The organism is Planctomycetia bacterium, assembly GCA_015075745.1.
Classification (GTDB): domain Bacteria; phylum Planctomycetota; class Phycisphaerae; order UBA1845; family UTPLA1; genus UTPLA1.
This window is the reverse complement of sequence record JABTTW010000001.1, coordinates 2,974,681-2,996,515: the sequence shown is the minus strand read 5'-3', so window position 1 is coordinate 2,996,515 and position 21,835 is coordinate 2,974,681. Positions and strand designations below refer to the sequence as shown.

General features: G+C 60.0%; 14 protein-coding genes and 1 tRNA gene. 9 read left to right on the top strand and 6 right to left on the bottom strand.

Annotation, left to right across the window (positions count from 1 at the left end; translation table 11 throughout):
* Positions 1-24 precede the first annotated feature (24 nt).
* Both HS101_11910 and HS101_11905 read right to left on the bottom strand, forming a co-directional pair.
* On the bottom strand, positions 25-705 hold the full coding sequence (locus HS101_11910) for a Bax inhibitor-1 family protein (protein MBE7506968.1): 681 nt from the start codon (positions 703-705) through the stop codon (positions 25-27).
* A 203-nt stretch (positions 706-908) separates the two neighbouring features.
* On the bottom strand, positions 909-1,913 hold the full coding sequence (locus HS101_11905) for a hypothetical protein (protein MBE7506967.1): 1,005 nt from the start codon (positions 1,911-1,913) through the stop codon (positions 909-911).
* 239 nt (positions 1,914-2,152) lie between these two features.
* Here HS101_11905 and HS101_11900 point away from each other — a divergent pair, with 239 nt between their 5' ends.
* Positions 2,153-2,494 carry a hypothetical protein gene (locus HS101_11900; protein MBE7506966.1) on the top strand — a complete coding sequence of 114 codons (342 nt, stop codon included), beginning with the start codon at positions 2,153-2,155 and terminating at the stop codon, positions 2,492-2,494.
* A 123-nt stretch (positions 2,495-2,617) separates the two neighbouring features.
* Here the strand turns inward: HS101_11900 and HS101_11895 are convergent, their stop codons facing one another.
* Both HS101_11895 and HS101_11890 read right to left on the bottom strand, forming a co-directional pair.
* Entirely contained in the window at positions 2,618-3,238 is a 621-nt protein-coding gene (locus HS101_11895; GenBank protein ID MBE7506965.1) for a hypothetical protein, read from the bottom strand.
* 263 nt (positions 3,239-3,501) lie between these two features.
* Positions 3,502-4,737: a VCBS repeat-containing protein gene (locus HS101_11890; GenBank protein ID MBE7506964.1), complete on the bottom strand. Its 1,236-nt coding sequence runs from the start codon at positions 4,735-4,737 to the stop codon at positions 3,502-3,504.
* Between the two features lie 244 nt (positions 4,738-4,981).
* Between HS101_11890 and serS the strand changes: the two genes are divergently transcribed.
* Together serS and HS101_11880 are read left to right on the top strand one after the other, a co-directional pair.
* Positions 4,982-6,313 (top strand): serine--tRNA ligase, encoded by a 1,332-nt coding sequence (serS, locus tag HS101_11885; protein ID MBE7506963.1) that lies wholly within the window; start codon positions 4,982-4,984, stop codon positions 6,311-6,313.
* 423 nt (positions 6,314-6,736) lie between these two features.
* Positions 6,737-8,449 carry a M3 family oligoendopeptidase gene (locus HS101_11880; protein MBE7506962.1) on the top strand — a complete coding sequence of 571 codons (1,713 nt, stop codon included), beginning with the start codon at positions 6,737-6,739 and terminating at the stop codon, positions 8,447-8,449.
* Between the two features lie 25 nt (positions 8,450-8,474).
* On the opposite strand, the gene HS101_11875 is transcribed toward HS101_11880, so the two are convergent.
* Both HS101_11875 and HS101_11870 read right to left on the bottom strand, forming a co-directional pair.
* Positions 8,475-9,443, bottom strand: coding sequence for a hypothetical protein (locus HS101_11875; GenBank protein ID MBE7506961.1), 969 nt, complete (start codon positions 9,441-9,443; stop codon positions 8,475-8,477).
* Positions 9,444-9,492: 49 nt separating this feature from the next.
* Entirely contained in the window at positions 9,493-10,233 is a 741-nt protein-coding gene (locus HS101_11870) for an outer membrane lipoprotein carrier protein LolA (protein MBE7506960.1), read from the bottom strand.
* Between the two features lie 400 nt (positions 10,234-10,633).
* On the opposite strand from HS101_11870, the gene HS101_11865 reads away from it, so the two are divergent.
* From HS101_11865 to HS101_11840, 6 genes are all read left to right on the top strand, one after another.
* Positions 10,634-12,550, top strand: a complete 1,917-nt coding sequence (locus HS101_11865; GenBank protein ID MBE7506959.1) for a DNA primase — start codon at positions 10,634-10,636, stop codon at positions 12,548-12,550.
* A gap of 211 nt (positions 12,551-12,761) precedes the next feature.
* A complete protein-coding gene (rpoD, locus tag HS101_11860; GenBank protein MBE7506958.1) occupies positions 12,762-14,546 on the top strand; it encodes an RNA polymerase sigma factor RpoD in 1,785 nt (594 codons plus the stop codon).
* A 566-nt stretch (positions 14,547-15,112) separates the two neighbouring features.
* Entirely contained in the window at positions 15,113-16,627 is a 1,515-nt protein-coding gene (locus HS101_11855; protein ID MBE7506957.1) for a S1 RNA-binding domain-containing protein, read from the top strand.
* Between the two features lie 180 nt (positions 16,628-16,807).
* Positions 16,808-16,880, top strand: a tRNA-Phe gene (locus HS101_11850).
* Between the two features lie 1,377 nt (positions 16,881-18,257).
* Positions 18,258-19,763, top strand: a complete 1,506-nt coding sequence (locus HS101_11845; protein ID MBE7506956.1) for a mercuric reductase — start codon at positions 18,258-18,260, stop codon at positions 19,761-19,763.
* Between the two features lie 619 nt (positions 19,764-20,382).
* Positions 20,383-21,834, top strand: a complete 1,452-nt coding sequence (locus tag HS101_11840; GenBank protein ID MBE7506955.1) for a glycosyltransferase family 4 protein — start codon at positions 20,383-20,385, stop codon at positions 21,832-21,834.
* The last annotated feature ends 1 nt before the right edge of the window (position 21,835 follow it).

Genomic DNA, 21,835 nt, shown 5'->3' with positions numbered 1-21,835 from the left:
CTTGAAACTTACTGTGGAGACGTCTTACCGCCGCGCGTTCAGGAATATCCGCAGGATGTACCAGAACATCATCGCGACGGAGGCGAACAACTGGAGCGCCGCCCCGACGTAGCGGTCTTCGGGGTAGTGGCGGATGATGTTGGATGTGTCGTAGAGAATCGACGTGCCGGCCAGGACGACCATCGCCACCGAAAAGAGAGTGCCGAGGGTGAATCCGAAGATGAGGCTGGCGACGATGGCGACCATCGCCGAGACGCCGGCCCACCAGAGGATGCCGCGGAGAAATGAAAAGTCCTTCCGTGTGCCCCATGCGACGAACGTGAGTCCACCGAAGCCGACGAGAGTGCAGACGGCGGCGCTTTCGATCGCGCCGGGCGCAAACGAGTTGGCGATGTAGAGCAGCGGCACAAAGATGAGCGCCTGAGCCACGACGAAGATGCCCAGCGCCAGATACTGGGCCGGGAGGGTCGCCGCCGCATGGGCCGTGCGCGTGGCAAACCAACTCACCACGACAAATCCGCCCAGTACGATCAACCAACTGACGCTCATGAACGCGACCGCGATGCGCTCGGCGAGCCCGCTCTGGAAGAGGGCGACTTCGATGGCGGTAAACGCCATCACCGCGCCGACCAGGTGCATGTAGGTGCGCATGATGAAGGTGCTGCGATCAGCCGCGCCTTCAAATCCCTGCGCGAAGATGTTCATGCTGCCTTCAAACTGCGATGATCCGCTCGATCGATACTCATTATTTTGCATGGGACTATTCACGGCCGCGTCCTTTCATTTCATAGTGGCCCGGTCACTTAGAGAATGTATCGACGGACGTTGGAATTGTCATCAGGGCGCTATGTAAGCCCCCGGTTTGACGGGCATTTAGGAACGACGGGGCAGTTGGAACCGCGAACCGGTCAGATTTCCATGAAGGCGATCGCCGTCTTCAGGAATTCCGGGGTCTCGGCCAGGTCGAAGAGGTTCAGCGTGAACCACGCCGCCGCGAGGCAGCAGGCCGTCGGAAGCCACATGTAGTTGTACGGGTTTGAGTCGCCCTCGGTCAGATCGCCCTGCGCGTCGATTTCGAAGTGTCCCGCGATCATGCTCGCCGGGGCAATCGAATCGGGGTTCGACGGGTCGAAGAAGACCGGCTGCGGGGTTGCCGTGGCCATGTCATCGGCGGTCCCTACCACGCTTGCCTGCCGCTGCTGCCGGCCGTCGAAGAAGGAATAGACCATTCGCCGCAGGTTAACCATCCCCAACACGGGCAACTGCCGAAGGTCGATCAGCCGGCCCTCGGTGAGAATACCCCGCCCCATCAGCCGAATCTGCGAGACGCCGTGCCACATCGCATCGAGGATGCCAAAGCCCGCCAACACTGCGAAGAAAACAGCCAGCCAAAACGCGCCCGTGAGAATGTACGTCTTGGCCTCAGCGTCGCTCTTCAGGCCGGGGACGTGCGAGAGTTCGGGATGCCAGTTTGAATATTCAACCGGGATGGACGCCCCGACGTCGGTGATTGCCTCGTCTCGGTTTTGCCGCAGTCCCGTAGCGACCCCGGAGAGCGGCGTGCCATCGGGCCCGGTGTAACCATAGCGCACGCCGGTAATGGTGACGCGCTCCAAACCATATGAATTCCCATAGCCATCGGTTGCGTAAGGTTTGTACGTCACTTTCTCGCCTTCGAACACTTCCTGCACAACTCCCTGAACCTGGGTCGTGGGCCCGAGCAGGGCGAGTCCGGTCAGCGGGCTGAATACTTCGCCCCGCAGGAGAATCCATATCACAGTCATGGCGATGAGGATGATGCCGCAGCCGAACTGCAGTTGCTTGGCGCCGAGGAGCGCACCGACACAAACCGGCGCGGGCACACGGCGAGGCGGCTTCGTCAGGACGACATCTGTTGCAGCGGAGGCGTTCATAGCGATCGACCCTTTCAAAGATCAGGCGGAGCTCGCGACTCGCGCACACGCGAAGCCCCCGGATTCCGCCGCTTCCTATATCGAGCGGGCGCGGGGATCCATGAAGAAATCGAAGTGAGCCGGACGTATGAAACCGGTTTTTTGGCGGCTGGTGTGGATTCTATCGGTCGATTCTGTGAATCATCCTTCGGGTTGCGAGATCGCAGAACTCAAGAGGGCGGGTACGATGAACTCCTCAGATGGCGGATGAGACATTCATTTCCGAGGCGATCGTGCCCGACGCGGCGAGCTTTGATGCCGCAGCGATGGCATCGGGCCAGCCCGGGCTACCGACGGGATTTACCTGGCGAGACCGTCACTACGTAATCGCTGAGACAATCACGCAATGGAAGGCGAGCGAGCGTGAGTTTCATCGCAGGGGAGAGGCCTATTACCGAAAACATTTCTGGAAGGTGCGCGTGGACAGCGGCGAGGTGATGACGCTCTACGCCGTTCGGCATGTCAAACGCGGCGAATCGGCCAAGCGGCGGTGGTGGCTCTATTCGATGGAGCAACCTCAACCGGATGGGCCACCACCCTGAAACCTGACATGAGATTCAGAATGATCGGGTCCGCCTTTTGAAGATTCAGGAAGGCGGACCCTGCATGTCCAGCGCGCGACCTACTCGCCGGTGGTCGCGGCTGGGAGAGCGGGCACGAACCAATCACTTCTTGGGCGGGTTGGAATGATTGCCGCCGTGATGCCGGGGGTGTCCACCGGCCTGCGCGACCTGTTCCGTCCTGGTGACCTTGTTGGTCTTGCCGTCCACCAACACCTGAAGCGGCTTCTCCGCGGCGACACAGCGGACTTCGATCGTCAGCTTTGCGCCGGCGGTCGTACAATGAGCGGAGATTGCCTCTCCCTTGCTGTTGGTCTGGGCGGTCTGAATGGCTGAGGCAAGGGTGATCTTGTCCTCGGTCAACAGCTTTTCGACCTCGCGGGCTTGTGCCAGAGGATTGAGCTTTCCAATCGCCTTGGTCTCGGTCAGCTTTCCAGCCTTGCCAGTCTTGGCGTTGACCGGCACTTCCATGCACCTGTCCCCGGCCAGGCAATGTACATAAATCTCCAAGTCGCTCCCCATCATCCGCGCGCTGGCGCTGACTGCCTTGCCTTTGGAGGCTTCCTGGGCCACCTCAATGGCGCGGGTGAGCGTGATCTTGTCAGTAGTCAGTTGTTTTGCAATCTGGGCATCGTTGCCCGCTGCCGAGACGGTTGATACGCGACCGACAATCGCGAGACAACCCGCAAGGACGGCCGAACCCACAAACCACTTCGACTTGTACATGATACGACTCCTTTACATGACCGAGTGACTGCCTCGGAAACGCTCCGCGGCGAATCACTGCTAACCATGTATGCAAGACGTAGCCGCGCTGTTCATGCTTTCACGGAAGACTCGTCTCATACAGACAAGTGATGGTGATGTGCAATCGGACTTATCTTGAGCCGGCAACAAAGGATAGGATTGAAACGGGCATCTCGGTGCAGGGGCTGTTCGAGGCCCGCTGATACAATGTTGTTACCGATCGGGGCCCTACAACCGCGATTTCACTCGGGATTCTCGAACCAAGCGACGGTGTCGGCGGCGGATGACGCGGCTTGAAGCGGGGCAATGACGTCGGGCCGGCCGTCGGCATCTATGTCGCCGAGCGCGATTCGCTGGATCGTCTCCGTCACGTCGCGAACATTGTTTTCCAGCCACTGGGCCGTCTGCGTCTGGCCGGGCGTGGGAATGAACCAGCGGAGCGTGCCGCCGGTATTGGTCGCCACCACGACGTCCACCTGATTGTCCGCGTTCAAGTCCGCCGCCTTTACGTCCACTGGTTGCGCAGTCGTGTACATGGTCAGCAGGAACCCGCTCCACGCCTGCGTCGCGTCCACCGGCCGAACGTACCAACCGACCTGCCGACCGGGCCCGTTGATCGAGATCACGTCGGAGCGGCCGTCCACGTTCAAATCGGCGATGGCCAGTCGTGACGCGGCGGCCAGATTCCCGACGGTGAACTTGGTCCACAAGTCGGTCTGCGGATTGGCCGGATTCTTGTACCACGCCACACGGGCGGTGCTCTCACCGGGCGCTGTTGAGATGACATCGATTCGATTGTCAGCGTCGAAATCAGCTAGTGCCACCGACGAGGCATTTGTGCGCGAGGCCATGTCGATGTCCACGCGGGTCCAACCGGTCCCGTTCACAATGTTCGCCGCTGGGCTGCGGAACCAGCTCACGCGACCCGGCGTGCCGGCATTGCAGGCAACGATGTCCTGGCCGTTGGCGTTGTCGATGTTTCCGATGGCGACGTCGTTCCATTGTCCCAGCGCTGCGTCGTTGGACTGGTCGAGCGTCGAGAGGGTCCAGGCGCCGGTCCGCGGAGCGGCGGGGCTGTGGAGATAAACGAGCCGCGCGTTACATGCTGCAACCACGTCGGGGTGAGAATCCGCGTCGAGATCGCCGATCGCCAGACCGACGATACCGGCAAGGTCGGTGCTGCTGGCGAGCGTAACAGCGGTAAAGGTAGTCGTCGTATCCTGGAAGAAGATGACGACAGCGGGGTTCGACGCCCCCGAGCCGGCGTAGCCGACGAGGATGTCCACCTTGCCATCGCCGTCGAAGTCGGCGGTCAGTGAAACGGTCGGACGAAGAGCCGCGCCTGTGTTCACGGTGGCCCGGTTCCAGTTCGCCGTTCGAGGAAAGCCGGTTCCGCCCGTGCCGCCCAGGCACGTCGTGCCGAGTAACGGGGCGGATGCCAGTGACATGAAGATCATCTTGAGTGCGGATCGTCGCATTGAGAGACACCCTATGCCGAAATCATGTTCTTGGAGGCGAGGAAAGAGCCCGCGCCAGGCTCAAGAGCCTACCCATGTATACTCGTCAGTCCGGCCCGCGCCGCTTTGCAGGACCGCGAATTCCCTTATCATCCGCCCCGTAATCGGTCCCGAACCGGCCGGTCCGTCGCTTCGGCGATGGACCCGCCCGGAAAGTGGGCCCGCCAAGCACCGTGAGAACCCCCTGCCGGAGCCCTGGAAAGCCATGATCGACATCAACTTCATACGACAGAATACCGAGGCCGTCCGGGCTGCCATCCGGGACAAGCGGGTCACCTGCGACCTTGACCACCTGCTTGCGATCGACGATCGACGTCGGCAGATTCAGCAGGAGGCCGACAATCTGCGCGGCCAGAGCAACGAGCTTTCTTCGCAGATCGGCCTCTATAAGAACCCCAAGAGCAAGTGGTATCAGGAGGCCATCGCCAAGGGAACGCCGGTCGAGACGATCAAGGCTGAGGGCGACAAGCTTCAGGCCGAGTCCGCCGCCATCAAGCAGCGCATCAAGGAACTGGAGGACGAGGAGCGGACCACGGCGACCGATTTCAAGGCGCTGATGCTCACAGTTCCGCAGGTGCCGTCCGCCAAGACGCCGATCGGCAAGGACGCAGATGAAAACGTGGAGGCTCGGCGATGGGGCGAGCCGCGGAAATTCGACTTCGAGCCGAAGGACCACGTCGAGCTGGGGGCTTCGCTGGGGATTCTCGATATCGAGCGAGGGGTCAAGCTGGCGGGCTCGCGGAACTATCTACTGCGCGGAGCGGGGTCCCTGCTGCATCATGCGGTGCTGCGTCTCGCCATGGACGTCATCATCGAGCGGGGATTTGAGCCGGTCACCGTGCCGATCCTCGTCCGCGACGAAATGATGTACGGAACGGGCTATTACCCCGGCGGCGAAGAGCAGGCCTACCGCTGCGAACGCGATGAAAAGAGCCTCGTCGGTACCGCGGAGGTCTCGCTGACGGCGATGTACGGTGACGAGATTCTCGACGAGTCGATGCTGCCGGTGAAGCTGGCCGCCGTCTCCACGTGCTTCCGGCGGGAAGCCGGCGCGGCGGGAAAGGACACCTACGGCATCTACCGCATTCACTTTTTCGACAAGGTGGAGCAGGTCGTCCTGTGTCGGGCCGATGAGGCCGAGAGTGAGAAGTTCCACCACGAGATCATCGCCAATGCCGAGGCGGTCCTGCAAAAGCTGGAACTGCCCTATCGCGTGATGGCGGTTTGTACCGGGGATATGGGCCAGGGCAAGGTAGAGATGTACGACATCGAGACCTGGATGCCCTCCCGGAAGAGCTACGGCGAGACGCACAGCGCGTCGCGGTTCGGGGAGTTTCAGGCCCGGCGGCTGAATCTGCGCTACAAGGGCGAGAACAAGAAGACCCGATTCTGCCATACGCTGAACAACACGGTGATCGCGAGCCCGCGAATCCTGATTCCGATTCTGGAGCAGTATCAGAACGCCGATGGGAGCGTGACGGTGCCCGCGGCGCTGCGACCCTATATGGGTGGACGTGAACGGATCACCAAGCACTGACTCGTCGGAGTCGGAATGCCCGAACATTCGGGTCGCATCACAGAACATTATCGGGAAATGTGTCCGGCCGGGCTTGACCGCTAAAATTCTCAGGATTATAATGTTAGCGTAGGGTGGACGAATAGGCTCACCCTACCATCGAGGGGCGGCAGGATTCCCTAAGTGGCTTTGCCACCGAGTAGATACGAATTTCCACCCAATCCGAGAGGCCGGATTGGGGGTTCAAGATATTGTCCGAACGGCACTCAACGGCTCGCTACCTGTGAGCCGATGGGAATCAGGAAAAGCCAGTCTTCCACTCGCTGCGGCACCCTTTGACCGCGCCAAAACCACGGGGTGCCGCACGCCTTTTTTACTCCTCGCGATTTCCCGTTATCGTGCAATCCGCATTCGGCGAAGCGTCTTGATTCGTTTCCATTTGTCATTCGCCGGTCAGGGAGGACTCCATTGCCACGCCCCACTCGCACTTTCGTTCCTAAGGACGCCGACCTCGGAAAGCCCGCTGTCGTCGAAGGCCTCTATCGCGATCTGGAAGCCCGACCGCTGGGCAGCGCCGCTGCCCTGGAGGCATGGCTGCTCGAATGGTCGGATCTGGACGCGTGGCTCGACGAGGAGGGCTCAATCCGCTACGTCGAGATGACCTGCCAGACCGACGACGCCGCGCGCGAAAAGCGCTATCTGGATTTTGTCGAGAATGTCCAGCCGCTCGCCAGTGTCTGCAACAATCGCCTTGAGAAAAAATTCCTCGCCTGCGATCACCGGTCGGCTCTGCCGCGCGAGCGTTTCGAGGTCTTCATTCGACAGGTCGAGAACAGCGCCGCCATATTCCGCGAGGAGAACGTCCCGCTCCAGACCGAGGACGAGAAGCTCCGTCAGCAATACCAGAAAGTGACCGGCGGCCTGACCGTCCAGTACGAGGGCCGCGAACAGACCATACAGCAGATGGGTCGCTATCTGGAGAACACGGATCGTCACACGCGGCAGGATGCGTGGCAGCGAATGGCCGACAAATGGGCCGAGGCCCGTGAGGAGATTGAGGCGCAGTTCGACAAGATGGTCGCCGTGCGGCACAAAATCGGCGTGAATGCCGGCTTCGCAAATTACCGGGACTACGCCTTCAAGGAACTGGAGCGATTCGACTACAACGCCGCCGACTGCGAAACGTTTTCCGACGCCATTGCCGAGATTGTCGTGCCCGCTGCCCGGCGGCTGGCAGAGAAACGCAAGGCACAACTCGGAATTGATTCTCTACGACCGTGGGACATGGCGGTGGATCCGCAGGGGCGCGATCCACTTCGGCCCTTTGAAGGCGCGGCCCGGTTGATTGAGGGCTGCGCCGCCATGTTTGCCAAGGTCCACCCCGATTTCGCCGGCCAGTTCGACACGATGCGAAAGGAAAACCTGCTCGACCTCGAGAGCCGCAAGGGCAAGGCCCCCGGCGGTTACATGATGGAATACAAGGGGCGACGGCAACCGTTCATCTTCATGAACGCCGTCGGCACGCACGACGACGTGCAGACCCTGCTCCACGAGGGCGGCCACGCCTTTCACGTCTTCGCCGCCGCTCACGAACCGCTGGCGGACTTGCGCGATCCGCCGATCGAATTCGCAGAGGTCGCCTCAATGGGAATGGAATTGATCGCCGGACCGCATCTTGGCGAGTTCTACAACGTCGCTGATGCCGCAAGGGCCTGGCAGGATCATCTCGACGGCATCGTGCGTTTCTTCCCTTACATGTCCACCATCGACATGCTTCAGCACTGGGCCTACACCCATCCGACGCACAGCCGCGACGAGCGCAAGGCCGCATGGGTGGCACTCAATCGCCGCTTCGGCGACTGGGTCGACTACTCCGGCCACGATGATGCCCTGGCTTACAACTGGCATCGCAAGGGCCATCCCTTCACGGTGCCTTTCTACTATGTGGAATACGGCATTGCCCAATTAGGCGCGCTGGGTGTGTGGCTGAATTCAAAAAAGGATTTCCCCGGGGCCGTGGCCTCGTATCGAAAAGCCCTGTCTCTCGGAGGAAGGCGGCCCTTGCCGGAGTTGTTCGCCACCGCCGGCGTGCAGTTCGATTTTTCGGCGGGCACCTTGGAGCCGATGGTCCACGCGGCTGAGATGGAGCTGTGCTGAAGTCCGCCGCAACAAATGGCCGACGTCAGATGTTCATGACGTGATCGGGATGTTCGCGGACGAACTGCTCAACAGCCGCCGCGTATTGCTGCACGATCTGGGTAACGACCAATTCCTCGTCGGCGGCGGCCGCCTCGGCCGGGTCCACCAGCGGCGGGGTTGCGATGAGCTGGTAGTAGAAGTTCTTTCGCGAAACGACGAACCCCTGAATGATGGTCGCCCCGCAGCGCACGGCCATCTGCACCGGGCCGGTAAGCCATTGCCGCTCCTGACCGAAGAAGGTGACCTTGCAAGTCTTTGTGTTCTCGCCCCGATTGCGATCCACATCGAGCAGGCTTGCGACGATGGCATTGGATTGCATGTGCCGATAAATGACGCGAGGAAACGAACTCGCATAGACGAACTTCATCGCCGCCACTTCCGGAAATGTCTCTCGATATCTCTGCTGAATGTAGCGCCGGACGTGGCTCTCCTTGGGGTCGCGCACGCCGGCAAGCTTGTACCCGCGAAGGGCCATCATCAAACCGGCGACATGATGAGAGCCGTAGTGGCAGAGTGCGACGTAAAGGCCCTTGCCGCGCGCCAAACCATCGTCGACATTGTAGACATTCTTGATCTTGATTCGATTGAGCAGTTTGCCGCGCGGGATGCGGTCCATGATGGTGTAGAACATCTTGTCGCAGCGGACGCGCATGAAGTACCGGCGCGTTACCTGCCGCCGCCGCGCCGGCGACATTTCATCGCCAAAGAGCGACTGGAGCTTGCGATGCACCCGACCCCGTCGGCGATAGTCGCAGGAGTATTCGAGGATGCCGAAAAACCGCCCGAGGCGATAGAGGCCGGAAAGCCCGAAACAGCGGGCATAGAAAACGAGAAAACCCCGGACGAAGCCGATTCGCAGGCGCGTGCCCAAGGGAATCGGCCGCTCGTTAGACAAACTCTCCCCGGTGGATTCCTGCACGGGAAGCTCAACTGCGAGATTCTGACTCGGCATAGAATCCAGGAGTATATCCGAGCATCCGCACGCGGGCCAAACGGACCGCTTACTTCCCCGGAACTGTCGTGTCCACGACATTCACCCCCGGCGGCGCCTTGAAAACAAACCGGTCAGGATTGATGGTCGAGTTGATTTTGATGTCCTTCGTCATGGAGGTCGTCGTGGGCTTGCCGCTGGGGTCGAAGCTCATGCTTTTGACGCTGATTCCTGATTCCTTGTCATAATAGGAAAGCGTCCTTCCCACCAACGCGCTTTGTGCCGGGTCCTTGGCCTTCATCTCCAGCACCCAGGCCGCCTTGCCGTCAACGGTCTCGTCCGGAAGCAGCTTGATTGTAAATTGCTCTTCCATGAGCTTAAACGAAGCCTGGGCGTTGAACGGGCTGAGCTCCTTGGTGAGGTCCGCCTTTCGTTTCGAGGCCGACTTTGTCCCGTCGGTTTCGGACACCGTATACGCAAATTGGCCGTCGGAGATGTCGACGGTCTTGGATTCGGTCTTGCTCGCCTGATCGCCCATCTTTTGCTCGGACTTGCTGGTGGTCTCCAACCGTCCGAGGATTTTGTCGCCATTGTTCACGTATTGCGCCGTCTGCTCGGTCGTCGACTTCATGCTCATCTGAGGCATGTTGACGTCTATGGTGAAGATCGCCCTATATTCAAGACTTTTGTATGACGAGACTTTCGCGTGAATCTTCTGCTTCACGTCTTCAATCGTTTCCGCCCGAACCTGGCCGGCACAAAACAGCACCAACGCGATCGTCCACAACGGCTTTGCAACTTGTGATTTCATGATAGACATGCCTTGACGAAAGAATTCACGGTTCGCCGTCCACGCGGACTTCGACCGATTCGGCGGCATCCTACGGTCGAAGCAATCCGGCGGCGAGTACGCTCGAACCGTCACTGGGAAAACGAATCGCTCCCTAAATGAGCAGCTACCGACAAAGCTGACAAATGGCACTTCGTCCCATATCAAGGAAACGAAAGCCCGCTGCGTCGTATAGCTATTTTTCTTCGCCGATAATTTGCCCGGTCCCAGTATTGGTGTTATAATTACTGGTCTTTTTCAAGCCCCTTCTTTGGGGGAACAGGGCGTACCGAGTCGTCACAAACGCTGGACAATTCAAGGGTTAAGGTCACGGAACGATCTCTATCCGCACCGCCGCCGATTGAACCACTTGGGAGTTAACGTGATCGGTCAGAGTACCGCCCACCAGCTAACCGATCGCATCAGACAGGCCTCCGACATCATGGATGTCGTCTCGGCATATGTCACCCTTCGGCGGGCAGGCCGAAACTTCAAGGGACTCTGTCCATTTCACAACGAAAAAACGCCCTCGTTCAACGTTACGCCCGATAAACAGACGTTTAAGTGCTTCGGGTGTGGAGCGGGAGGCGACGTCTTTAAGTTTGTCCAGCTCCGCGAGGGGGTCGATTTCCTTGAGGCTCGGGCCATTCTTGCCAACCGGGCCGGCATCAACCTCGAAGAGCGATCAAGCGGCGGCAGCGAGCGCGAAGGCTCGAGTAAGTTGGACCTGGAACGGGCCAATCAGTGGGCCTCTCGGTGGTTTCGTTCCCAGTTGCTTTCAGCGCAAGGCAAGGCTGCTCGGGATTACATCGATGCGAGGAAGATCTCGCCGGAGTCGTCCGAACGATTTGCTATTGGCTTTGCGCCGGGTGGCTGGACTGTGCTGGTCGCTGCCGCCCGACAGGCCGATATTCCTCAGCCCCTACTGCTTTCCGCCGGCCTGGCCAAACCACGGGAGGACGGTTCGCTCTATGACGCCTTCCGCGACCGGCTGATCTTCCCCATCGTGGATGCCATGGGTCGGACGGTCGGTTTTGGTGGTCGCACGCTGGCCGATGACGACGCCAAATACCTGAACTCACCGCAGAGTGCTTTGTTCGATAAGAGCCGTTGCCTGTACGGCCTGGCCACTGCCAAAGACGCCTTCCGAGAGTCAAGAAACGCCATCCTGGTCGAGGGCTACATTGACTGCATCATGGCCCAGCAGCACGGCTTCACCCAGGCCGTGGCGACGCTTGGCACCGCCCTCACCGTCGAACATATTCGACTGCTGAGCCGCTATGTCGATTCGGTCACCCTGGTATTTGATTCCGATGAAGCCGGTCAGCGCGCCGCGGATAGTAGCTTGCCTCTTTTCCTGACCGAGCGACTGGACGTTCGCCTGACCAACGTCCCAGAAGGCAAGGACCCCGCCGATTTCCTTATTTCCGCAGGCTCCGAGGCGTTTAATGCGGTTTTGACCTCGGCACTCGGAGCGCTAGAATTCAAGTGGAAACAGGTCGTGCGGCGTTGCCAGGCAGTGGCCTCGCCCCTGGACCGACGGAGGGCGGTCGAGGAGTTCTTGAACCTGATCGTCAGGTCTACCGACCTGGGTGCCTTTGATCCGATCCAACGGGGGTTGATTCTTAACCAGGTAGGGAAGTTGCTGGGAGTCCCAGCGGATGAAGTGAATCGCCAACTGAGGCTTCTCGCGCGCCGACCGGGCCCTTCCGCGTCGGTCGGCCCGGCAGCCCCGAGTGTCAAACGTCAAGCCGCAACCTCCCGCGATGACGGGTCGGCGGCCATGACGGACCTGCTCGGCGTCCTGCTGAACGAGCCCCAGTTCTACGAAGAGATTGCCTCGGAGTTCGACCCGGAGATATCCGCCGACGTCCAGCTCCGCCAGATTGCGCATGCCGTTCGTGAGATGGCATGCGATGAACAATGCGAGAAGTCGCTCGCCGCACTGCTCGGCCGGTTTGAGTCGGTCGACATCGCCGCGAGGATCATGGATTTGCAGGCCGCCGGCCTGTGCCGCGGAAACTATGAAGCCACGCTCCGCGGCGCCGTCGAACGGCTCAGGCAGATCAAGGAGCACAATCAGCTCGCCCATATCACGGCAGGGCTGAGAGGAAAGGCCATACCGGTCGAATCGACCGGGACGAGCAACGATGCCGACAGCGCGGCCGACGATGATCGGTCCGCCCGGCTAGCCGTCACTGAAGTGGCCCGACGGGTGAGTCATTTTGCGGCGCACAAACACCTGGCGACCCCATTGACTGCGGGTGCCGGTTTCGAGTCGCCGCGCAGCGCCGAGTAAATCGGCGAGGTTCTGAGCCATCGCGTCTTTGCCGGATGTATTTTTCCGGCGCAGACCGACGCCCGAACCAGTGGGAGAGAGAGCCGACCGCCGCACGGTTGCCGCGGTCGCGATAATCGGGAGTAGAGAGCGAACATTCGCGGGTCGAATCCTCGCCCCGCCGCCCGTAAAACTGCATCGAATTGGAGCCGCACGAAATATGACGCGAGCGATGACGAAACAACATACGAAGGAACCCCCCGTTCCAGCAACAGTCTTGGCAGCCGCCGCGAATTCCACGCCGTCCGCCGTCGCGCGAAGCGCCGACCCGGTCGAATTGAGCGTGAGCGAATTGGTGGAGAAGGGCAAGCAGCGCGGTTATCTCACATGGGAGGAGCTCAACGAAGCCCTTCCCGATGAGGCCATTCTGCCTGATCGCCTTGAGGCCATTCTCCAGAAGCTCGAAGAAATCGGCATCGACATGGTCGATGAGGCCGAAGCCACGAAGCTGGCCGCATTCGGCGAAGATGCCACCGCCGTCAAAAAGCCGTTTGCTCAGGCCGAGCCGGTTGCCGTCGAGGATGAGTTCCCCGTCGAAGCGCCCAGTCGCCGGATCGACGATCCGGTCCGCATGTATCTCACCCAGATGGGCGAGATTCCTCTGTTGACGCGCTCCCAGGAAATCGCCCTTGCCAAGAAGATCGAACTGACGCGCACCGCCTTTCGGCGCAAGGTGCTTGAGTCGGATTGCAGTCTCGCCGCCGCAGCCGACACGATCCAGTGCGTTCACGAAGGCTCACTGCCCTTCGATCGCACGATGAAGATTTCCACCGGCGAGAACCAGGCCAAGCAGACCGTTCTTCAGCGACTCCCCGGCAATCTCGCCACCGTCCGAAAGCTGATGGAGCTCAATCAGGAAGACTGGGCCGAGCTTCACAACGGCCGTCATTCCGAAGCCAACGAAAAGACCATTTGGCGTCGCATTCATCAGCGCCGTCGCAAAGCCGTCACCCTCTTCGAGGAGCTGGCTCTGCGAACCAGCCGCGTCACGCCGATGATGCGCAAGTTGTTCGCCCTGTCCGAGAAGATGACCGAGATCGAGCGGCGACTGGCCGATCCCAAGAAGCTCGCCGCCATTCCCGAAGAAGACCAGGAGACCATGCGCGACGAAATCGCCGGCCTCCAGGACCTTGTCCTTGAGACGCCGGAAATGCTGTGCAAGCGCGTCGTCGATGTGAAGCGCGTCTTCGCCGAGTATGAAGACGCCAAGCGAAAGCTCTCCGGCGGAAACCTCCGACTGGTCGTCTCCATCGCCAAGAAGTACCGCAACCGCGGTCTGTCCTTCCTCGACATCATTCAGGAAGGCAATACCGGTCTGATGCGGGCCGTCGATAAGTATGAGTATCGTCGGGGCTATAAGTTCAGCACTTACGCGACATGGTGGATTCGACAGGCCATCACCCGCGCCATCGCCGACCATGCCCGCACGATTCGCATTCCCGTCCACATGATCGAGACGATGAGCCGCCTGCGCAACATCTCGCGCGATCTGCTCCAGGAGCTCGGCCGTGAGCCCACGATCGACGAAATCGCCAAGAAGGCACGCATGCCGCTGAGCGAGGTTCGCCGGGTCCTGAAGATCAGCCGGCACCCCATCTCGCTCGATAGGCCCGTCGGTGAAGGCGAAGATTCCTACTTCGGTGACTTCATCGAGGACGGTTCCGCTGAAAGCCCGGTCAGCACGGCCACCAACGAGATGCTCAAGGACCGCATCGAGCAGGTTCTCAAGAGCCTGACCTATCGAGAGCGGGAGATTATCAAGCTCCGGTATGGAATCGGCGACGGATACACATATACCCTCGAAGAGGTCGGCAAGATCTTTAAGGTCACGCGCGAACGCGTGCGACAGGTCGAAGCCAAGGCCATTCGCAAGCTTCAGCACCCGGTGCGCTGCCGCAAGCTCGAAGGCTTCCTCGACAAGGATGGCAACATCCAGCATCACGAAGAGCCGATGTAGCAGCGCTCTGTTAGCGGGCCCCTCCGTGGGGCCGGGCGGATTGTTAAGCAATTGATAAGGGAACACCAAGGCGGTCCGTGAACATCGTCTCACGGACCGCCTTTTTTTGGCTCACAGGGTTTTTGTTCCGGCTCGACTCGCCTTGGCGTTTCTGTTAGCCTAGTACGGGTTCGACCCCCCAATCGTCATGCTTTCTGGATGGGGCGCGTCGAGTAAGGACACGATTAGCGAAACCCGGAGTCGCAAACAAGTTTTCATCGCCGGAAGGACGGTTACTTCCAGCGCTGATGGTCTCGATAAAGCGTATACTCGTGACCTTTCAATTGTCCGCCGTATGGATGTGAGGATGCCTTCCTGACGGCGACTCTGAGATCATGACGGATCAATCACCACAACCCTCATCCTCGTCCCACGAAGAGCGTTCCATGGAACCAACCCATCACACTCCGCCTGTGTCCGATACAAATTCACAACCGCAAGCACCAACGCCTGACGCGCCACCCGCGAACAAGCCGCATCGACCGAGTGCCCCGGCGCCAAAGAGCCCGGCCGATCTTGTCGCGGCGATGACGGACGGCGAGCAGGATTCGGTGGAACGCGAGTTGAACACGATGATGGGTGGAATGACCGCCGAGGAAATGGCCGCCGCGGCCGACGCGGCGCCAAAGGTTCAGGAGCCCGAGGAGGCCCAACTGATCAAGGGCCGCGTCGCCAATATCGGTTCGCAGGATGTTCTGATCGACTTCGATGGCAAGAGCCTCGGCAGTATGCCGCATGCCGAATTCGGCAGGGATGAGAAGTACGCCGTTGGTGATCCGATTGAAGTCTCCGTGGTCGGAAAGGACGAGCGACTCGGTCTGCTCATCGTCTCACGAAAGAAGGCCCGCGAGCTTCAAGCGCTCGCCACCATGCAGCCCGGCACCATCGTCTCCGGTGTCGTCAGCGGCATGAACAAGGGCGGCCTCGAGGTGGATATCGAAGGCCTTCGCGGCTTCATTCCCGCCAGCCAGGTCGATGTGCATTTCCTCAAGGACATTTCGGCGCTCCTGGGACAGACCATCCGCGCCGAAGTTACCAAGTTTGAAGCGAACGAGCAGAACATCGTCCTGTCGCGCCGCAAGGTGCTGCTGGTCGAGGCCGAGCAGGAGAAGCACAAGGTCTTCGGCGAGCTGGTTCTCGGACAGATTCGAAAGGGAACCGTCAAGAGCCTGACCGACTACGGTGCCTTTATCGATCTGGGAGGCGTGGACGGCCTGCTGCACGTCAGCGACATGAGCTGGGGCCGCATCAACAAGCCGGAGGAAGTCGTCAAGGTCGGCGACGAGGTCGAGGTCAAGGTCATCAAGCTCCAGCGAGACAAAGAAAAGGTCTCTCTGAGCCTCAAGGAAGTGAAGCCCAATCCGTGGACCAACGTCGCGGATCGATACATCCCCGGCGCAAAAGTCAACGGGCGAGTCGTCCGCATGCAGAACTTCGGCGCATTCGTCGAGCTTGAACCCGGCGTCGAGGCCCTGCTTCCCATCAGCGAGCTGTCGTGGACCCGGCGCGTTCGCCATCCATCGGAGATTGTCAAGGATGGCGACGTCGTGGAGGTTTCGATCCTCAGCGTCGATCAGGGTAAGCAGCGCATCTCACTGAGCTTAAAGGCCGTAAAGGACGATCCGTGGGCATCGGTCGCCGAGCGCTTTCCCGCCGGTGCGAAGATCAAGGGCAAGGTCGCCCGCACCGCTGATTTCGGCGCTTTCGTCGAGTTGGAAGAGGGCATCGACGGCCTCATTCACATCTCCGAGCTGGCCGACACGCACGTCAAGGCCGTCACCGACAAGGTCAAGCCCGGCGACGAGGTAGATGTACGTGTGCTGGCGGTCGACACGGTGAACAAGAAGATTTCGCTCTCGATGAAGACGCCCCCGCGCGAGCCGACCCCCGAGGAACTCGCCGAGATCGCTGCCCGGCGCGCAGCCGCCGAGAAAGAGCAGGCCAAGAAGCGTGCCAAGCAGGCCTCACGGCGCGGCGGCATCACGATCGAGTGGGATCAGGGTTTGGGCTCGTTGGATCCTTCCAAATTCGCCCGGTCCTAAATGCCGGTCCTTTCGGTCGAAGAATCTGTACTGAATATGATGGTGGCATGGCAGCCGATCCCCATTGGTTCCGAGCATCGTCCTCGTCCGCGGCAAGGGGCCTTGCATCGCCCTTCACCCTCTCGGATAATGCCGGGCCCTCGCTTGGTCGAGGACTCGCGGATATCCGCGAGACGCATCGGGTAGGTAGCTCAGTTGGTAGAGCAACGGACTGAAAATCCGTGTGTCGCCGGTTCAATTCCGGCCCTACCCAGTCAAAAAGCGGGTTTTTTGCCCGCCTTTGCCACCCTTGGGCTCCCTTTGGGGTCAGCCGATGTCGATTTGACCTCACTCGTTTTCGCGATCCTTGCTTCTCTCACTTTCTCCAACTGACCGTCCGTCGCCTGAGCGCAGAACTGCATCGTGGTCTTGATGTCCACATGTCCGGCCAGAGTTTGAGTGGTCCGCGGGTTCACTACGTTTGACCAATTGGTGATCGCGGATCGTCGGGCCAACCTAAAATACGCAAGCGTGCGCGGCGTTTCGGCAAATAGCCTTCAACTTCTATTCGAGTCAAGTACCGAACCCGTCAATTGCCGAACCCGGAGGTAGTGCTTTCTCGAATGTGGAGGAGGTCGATGGGATTCGCACCCGCGACGTTAAGCTTGGGAAGATGGTGTTTCACCACCGAATTACGCCGCTACTTGATCGCAATCGTCTTAAACCACCAGACTTACACGTCTGCAACGCTCGGGCTTGAGTAGAGCAAGGCACCAGGATTCGCTCTCCTTGTCGCCGCTCCTTCTACGATTTGGAATCAGGCATGGCACAAGAAGCACAGCGTCGCGAGCTTGCGCTTGCCAGTTTGGCGATGGTCCTGCTAACGAAGTTGTCAAGCCAGTCGCTGAATTGACCTCGCTGGCCGGGATGCCGCGGGGCGATTCGTCCGATTTACATACCGATGAATACGCATGATCGGTACGCATCGAAGAGAATTCTCCCGCGCTTGACTCTTATTCCACATGCCCTACCATGATGGTAGCGAGGGAAATCCCGACGCGTTTCGCGTCGATTTCGATCGCTCGGATCGGATGACGAACAAAAGGGCACTCCGGGCATGCCGGGTGGCTCGTTTCTGCGTAGGCCGACGTGGTTCAGCACCTTCACGGTGTTTAACCGCGCCGGCTTTTTTTGTGCGCGTTCATGGGCGAAGCGGCCGGTGCAGGCCGCGATGCACGTAAACAGTCGCATTCGCTTTCGTGTGAAACGGGGTCGTGCATGAAGACCTAAGAGGCATCAGGCATGGCAGTTGGCACGGGCGGAGTCGCGGATGTAGCAGCACATGTGAACACGCCGCGGCCGGGCCAAAGCTGGCGGTGATGGGTAAACGTGCTCCGTCTCACGACACTCCATGACTGGTGCCGCAACGACTTCGTGCAATTCGCGAGCAGTACGGCAAAATCCGGCGCGTGATACTCGCCAGAATTGAGACAGGCCATGGAAAGCGGCGCCGGCTCGTCGATTGAGTGGCTTGCATACGACTGGAGATTGAGCAGTCATGTCGACAAGCAGTCTCGATAAGAAGAGGATGGAGGACCCCGTGCCGCGGGAAGAAAACACGAGAATGGTCGATCAGCCGTTGATCGAGCGATTGCCGCAGATCAGTCCGGCGGACGAGTTCAATCGGGAGCTGGTTCGCAACGTTCATCCTGTGGATTGGGTGAACCCGAAACCGAGCGGCCGATACAATCTCGTCGTGATCGGAGCCGGCACAGCGGGCCTTGTAACGGCCGCCGGAGCCGCGGGGCTGGGCGCCAAAGTGGCGTTGATCGAACGACATCTGATGGGCGGCGACTGCCTGAATGTTGGCTGCGTGCCTTCGAAAGGAGTCATCAGCGCGGCCCGTGTGGCGGCCGGCGTGCGAAATGCGCGTGAGTTCGGGGTGGAAGTTCCAGACGATGTGAACGCAGACTTCGCGGCGGCGATGCAGCGGATGCGACGGCTGCGCGCCCACATCAGCCCGAACGATTCAGCACAGCGGTTCCGTGACCTGGGCATCGACGTCTTTTTCGGGCAGGCGACGTTTGTGGATTCGAACACGGTCGGCGTGAACGGCGCGAAGCTTAACTTCAAGCGGGCGGTAATCGCGACCGGAGCGCGGGCCGCGGCGCCGGCGATTCCTGGTTTGAGTTCCGTCGAGTATCTGACTTATGAAACACTCTTTTCATTGACCGAATTGCCGCAACGACTCGGCGTCATTGGCGCCGGCCCGATCGGTTGTGAGATGGCGCAGGCGTTTGCCCAACTCGGGGCCGACGTGTTTCTGGTTGAGGCCGAACACGACATCCTGCCGCGCGAAGACCGTGACGCGGCGGCGATCGTGCAACGGGCGATTTTGCGATCCGGCGTCAAGCTGCTTTGTTGCGGCAAGAGCCTGGAGATCAAGAATGGCGCGGGAATCCAACTCACGGTCGAATCGCACGGCACTGGGTATGACGAGCCGGTCGACAAACTATTGGTCTCGGTCGGCCGAGCGCCAAACGTCGAGAATCTGAATCTGGACGCCGTTGGTGTGAATTACGACAAGAAGGGGGTGACGGTCAACGAACGCATGCAGACGACGAACCCCATGATCTACGCCGCGGGCGACATTTGTTCGCCGTACCAGTTTACGCATATGGCCGATTTCACGGCGCGCATCTTGATTCAGAACGCGCTGTTCATGGGCCGCAGGAAGTCGTCGTCGCTGGTGATTCCGTGGTGTACATATACAACCCCGGAGATTGCCCACGTTGGACTGTACGAAGGGCAGGCCAGGGAGAAGGGCATCGAAGTCGACACGTTCGTGCGGGAGTTTCGCGACGTGGACCGGGCGATTCTGGACGGAGAAGACGAAGGCTTCGTGAAAGTCCACGTCAAGAAGGGCACCGACAAGATCATCGGAGCAACGATCGTTGCGAGTCATGCTGGTGACCTGATCTCCGAGATCACGCTGGCAATGACGCACGGATTGGGCTTGAGCAAGATCGGCAGCACGATCCACCCTTATCCAACACTGGCCGACGCGATTCGCAACCTCGGCGATCAATACAGTCGCACGCGCGTGACGCCATTCGTGAAGCGGCTCTTCAACAAGTGGCTGGCCTGGACGCGGTAAACGCTGTGCAGCATGTGTATCGCGCAATCGCATTTTGGTGCCCCGTGCTTCGACGGTCCGCCGCAATAAGGAGAACACGACAATGGAAAAACTCACGCGCACCCATGCGACAACAAATCGGATGAAGAATACGCCGAGCGAAACTCAGCGGTCCGGGTTGGCTGACTCGACGGGGAGCCTGCGCGGTTCGGCCGAGGACACGCAATCGGCGGAGCTGAATCAGACCATGCGATGCACGGAGGAGACGCCTGCCACGGCACACCACGCCACTGCGCGGCCCTTAGCTTCCACCGCCTCTGCCGAGGGAAAAACGGAGGTTCCTGCTCCAACGTCCGGTTGGACTTTGGTACATGAAGAGACGATGTACCCGGCATCAGCATCGACGGGCGTCGAACCGGCAGACGAGGCGATCAGCGCACGAGTGTTTCGGATTATTCAGCAACGTGACGGGGCCCCAGAGGATCCTGTTTCAGACTGGATACAAGCTGAGCGTGAGCTTCGCAACTGTTGAGCGTTTCCAACACGATGGCGGCCGACGGATATGCCGCTTCGTAATTGGTCGGTCACCTCATGAACCACGACACGGATGTCATGAATGCATGCGAGAGAGGATCGCGCCATGCGTATTGCTATGTTGTCGTGGGAGTCGCTCCGCTCCATCGCGGTCGGTGGAGTGGCTGCACATGTGAGCGAACTGGCCGACGCGCTGGCCGCGAATGGGCACGAAGTTCATGTCTTCACGCGCTCGGGGCACGGCCAGCCGGCGTATGAATGCGTCGGATTGGTTCATGAGCATCGCTGCCAATACCATGGCCAGGGCGATTTTGTCGATGATATCAACACCATGTGCCGGGCGATGGTTGATCAATTCCTCGCCACGGAAAACTACATTGGGGCATTTGATGTTGTCCATGCCCATGACTGGCTGGCCGCGAATGCGATGATCTGGATCAAGCAGCAGCGCGGACGGCGCAGCATTCTCACGATTCATTCCACCGAATATGCCCGATGCGGCAACACCTATCCCGAAGGCCGCTCCGCTCGCGTGCGAGAGCAGGAGCGCGCCGGGTTGTACTGGTGTGATCAGGCCATTGCCGTGTCCGGCGTCACCCGCGCCGAGATCGCCGGCATGTATGACGTTCCGATCTGGAAAACGACAGTGATTCACAACGGCGTCGCGGCATCGCGATTTGAAGTCTCGATTGACCCAGCAATCGAAAAAGGGCGTTACGGCATTGGCAGCATGGATCCGACCGTGCTTTTCTGCGGTCGTATGGCATATCAGAAGGGCCCCGACCTGATGCTCGAAGCGATCCCCGCCGTGTTGCACTACTACGACCGGGCCAAGTTCATCTTTGCCGGCGATGGTGACATGCGCTGGTCGCTTGAGGAGCGAGCGCGTGCGATGGGTATTGAACATGCGGTACGCTTCCTTGGGCATCGCAACGGTAACGAGCTGCCCCGTCTCTTTCAGCTTGCGGACATGGTTTGTATACCCAGCCGCAACGAGCCGTTCGGCATTGTCGTGTTGGAAGCATGGAGTGCCGGCAAGCCGGTCGTTGTCACGCAGATCGGCGGCCCCGCAGAGTACGTGCATCATGAGCGCACGGGTTTGCTGGTTTATCCCAATGCCGATTCGGTCGCATGGGGGCTGGGGACGATGTTCATGGACTTTGATCGCGCGCGACAGATGGGGGTAAACGGCCACCGTGAAGTCGTACAACTTTTTTCCTGGCAGCAGATCGCGGAAAAGACACTCGCCGTGTATGACCCGTCCCGTCGGACTGCCACACATGAGGCAGCTCGCGCGCCTGGTCCAGCCGGCCTGGACGGCGATCAGACGAGTGCCATCGAACTACCGAACACACGGAAACATCGCGCGGCGCCAATCGGCGTGGCTGCCGGCAAGCTCGCGTCAGCCGTCAGCAGGATAAATAGACGCAAGCGCAAAGTGGGCGCCCGGCGCGATCCGCTGGTCAATTGTGAAGTGCGTCCCGCAGATACGAAGCCATTGTCTGGCCTGGTCAATGCAACACAGAGTGTCGTTCGTAACTCAGGGGAGCTCGAATGAT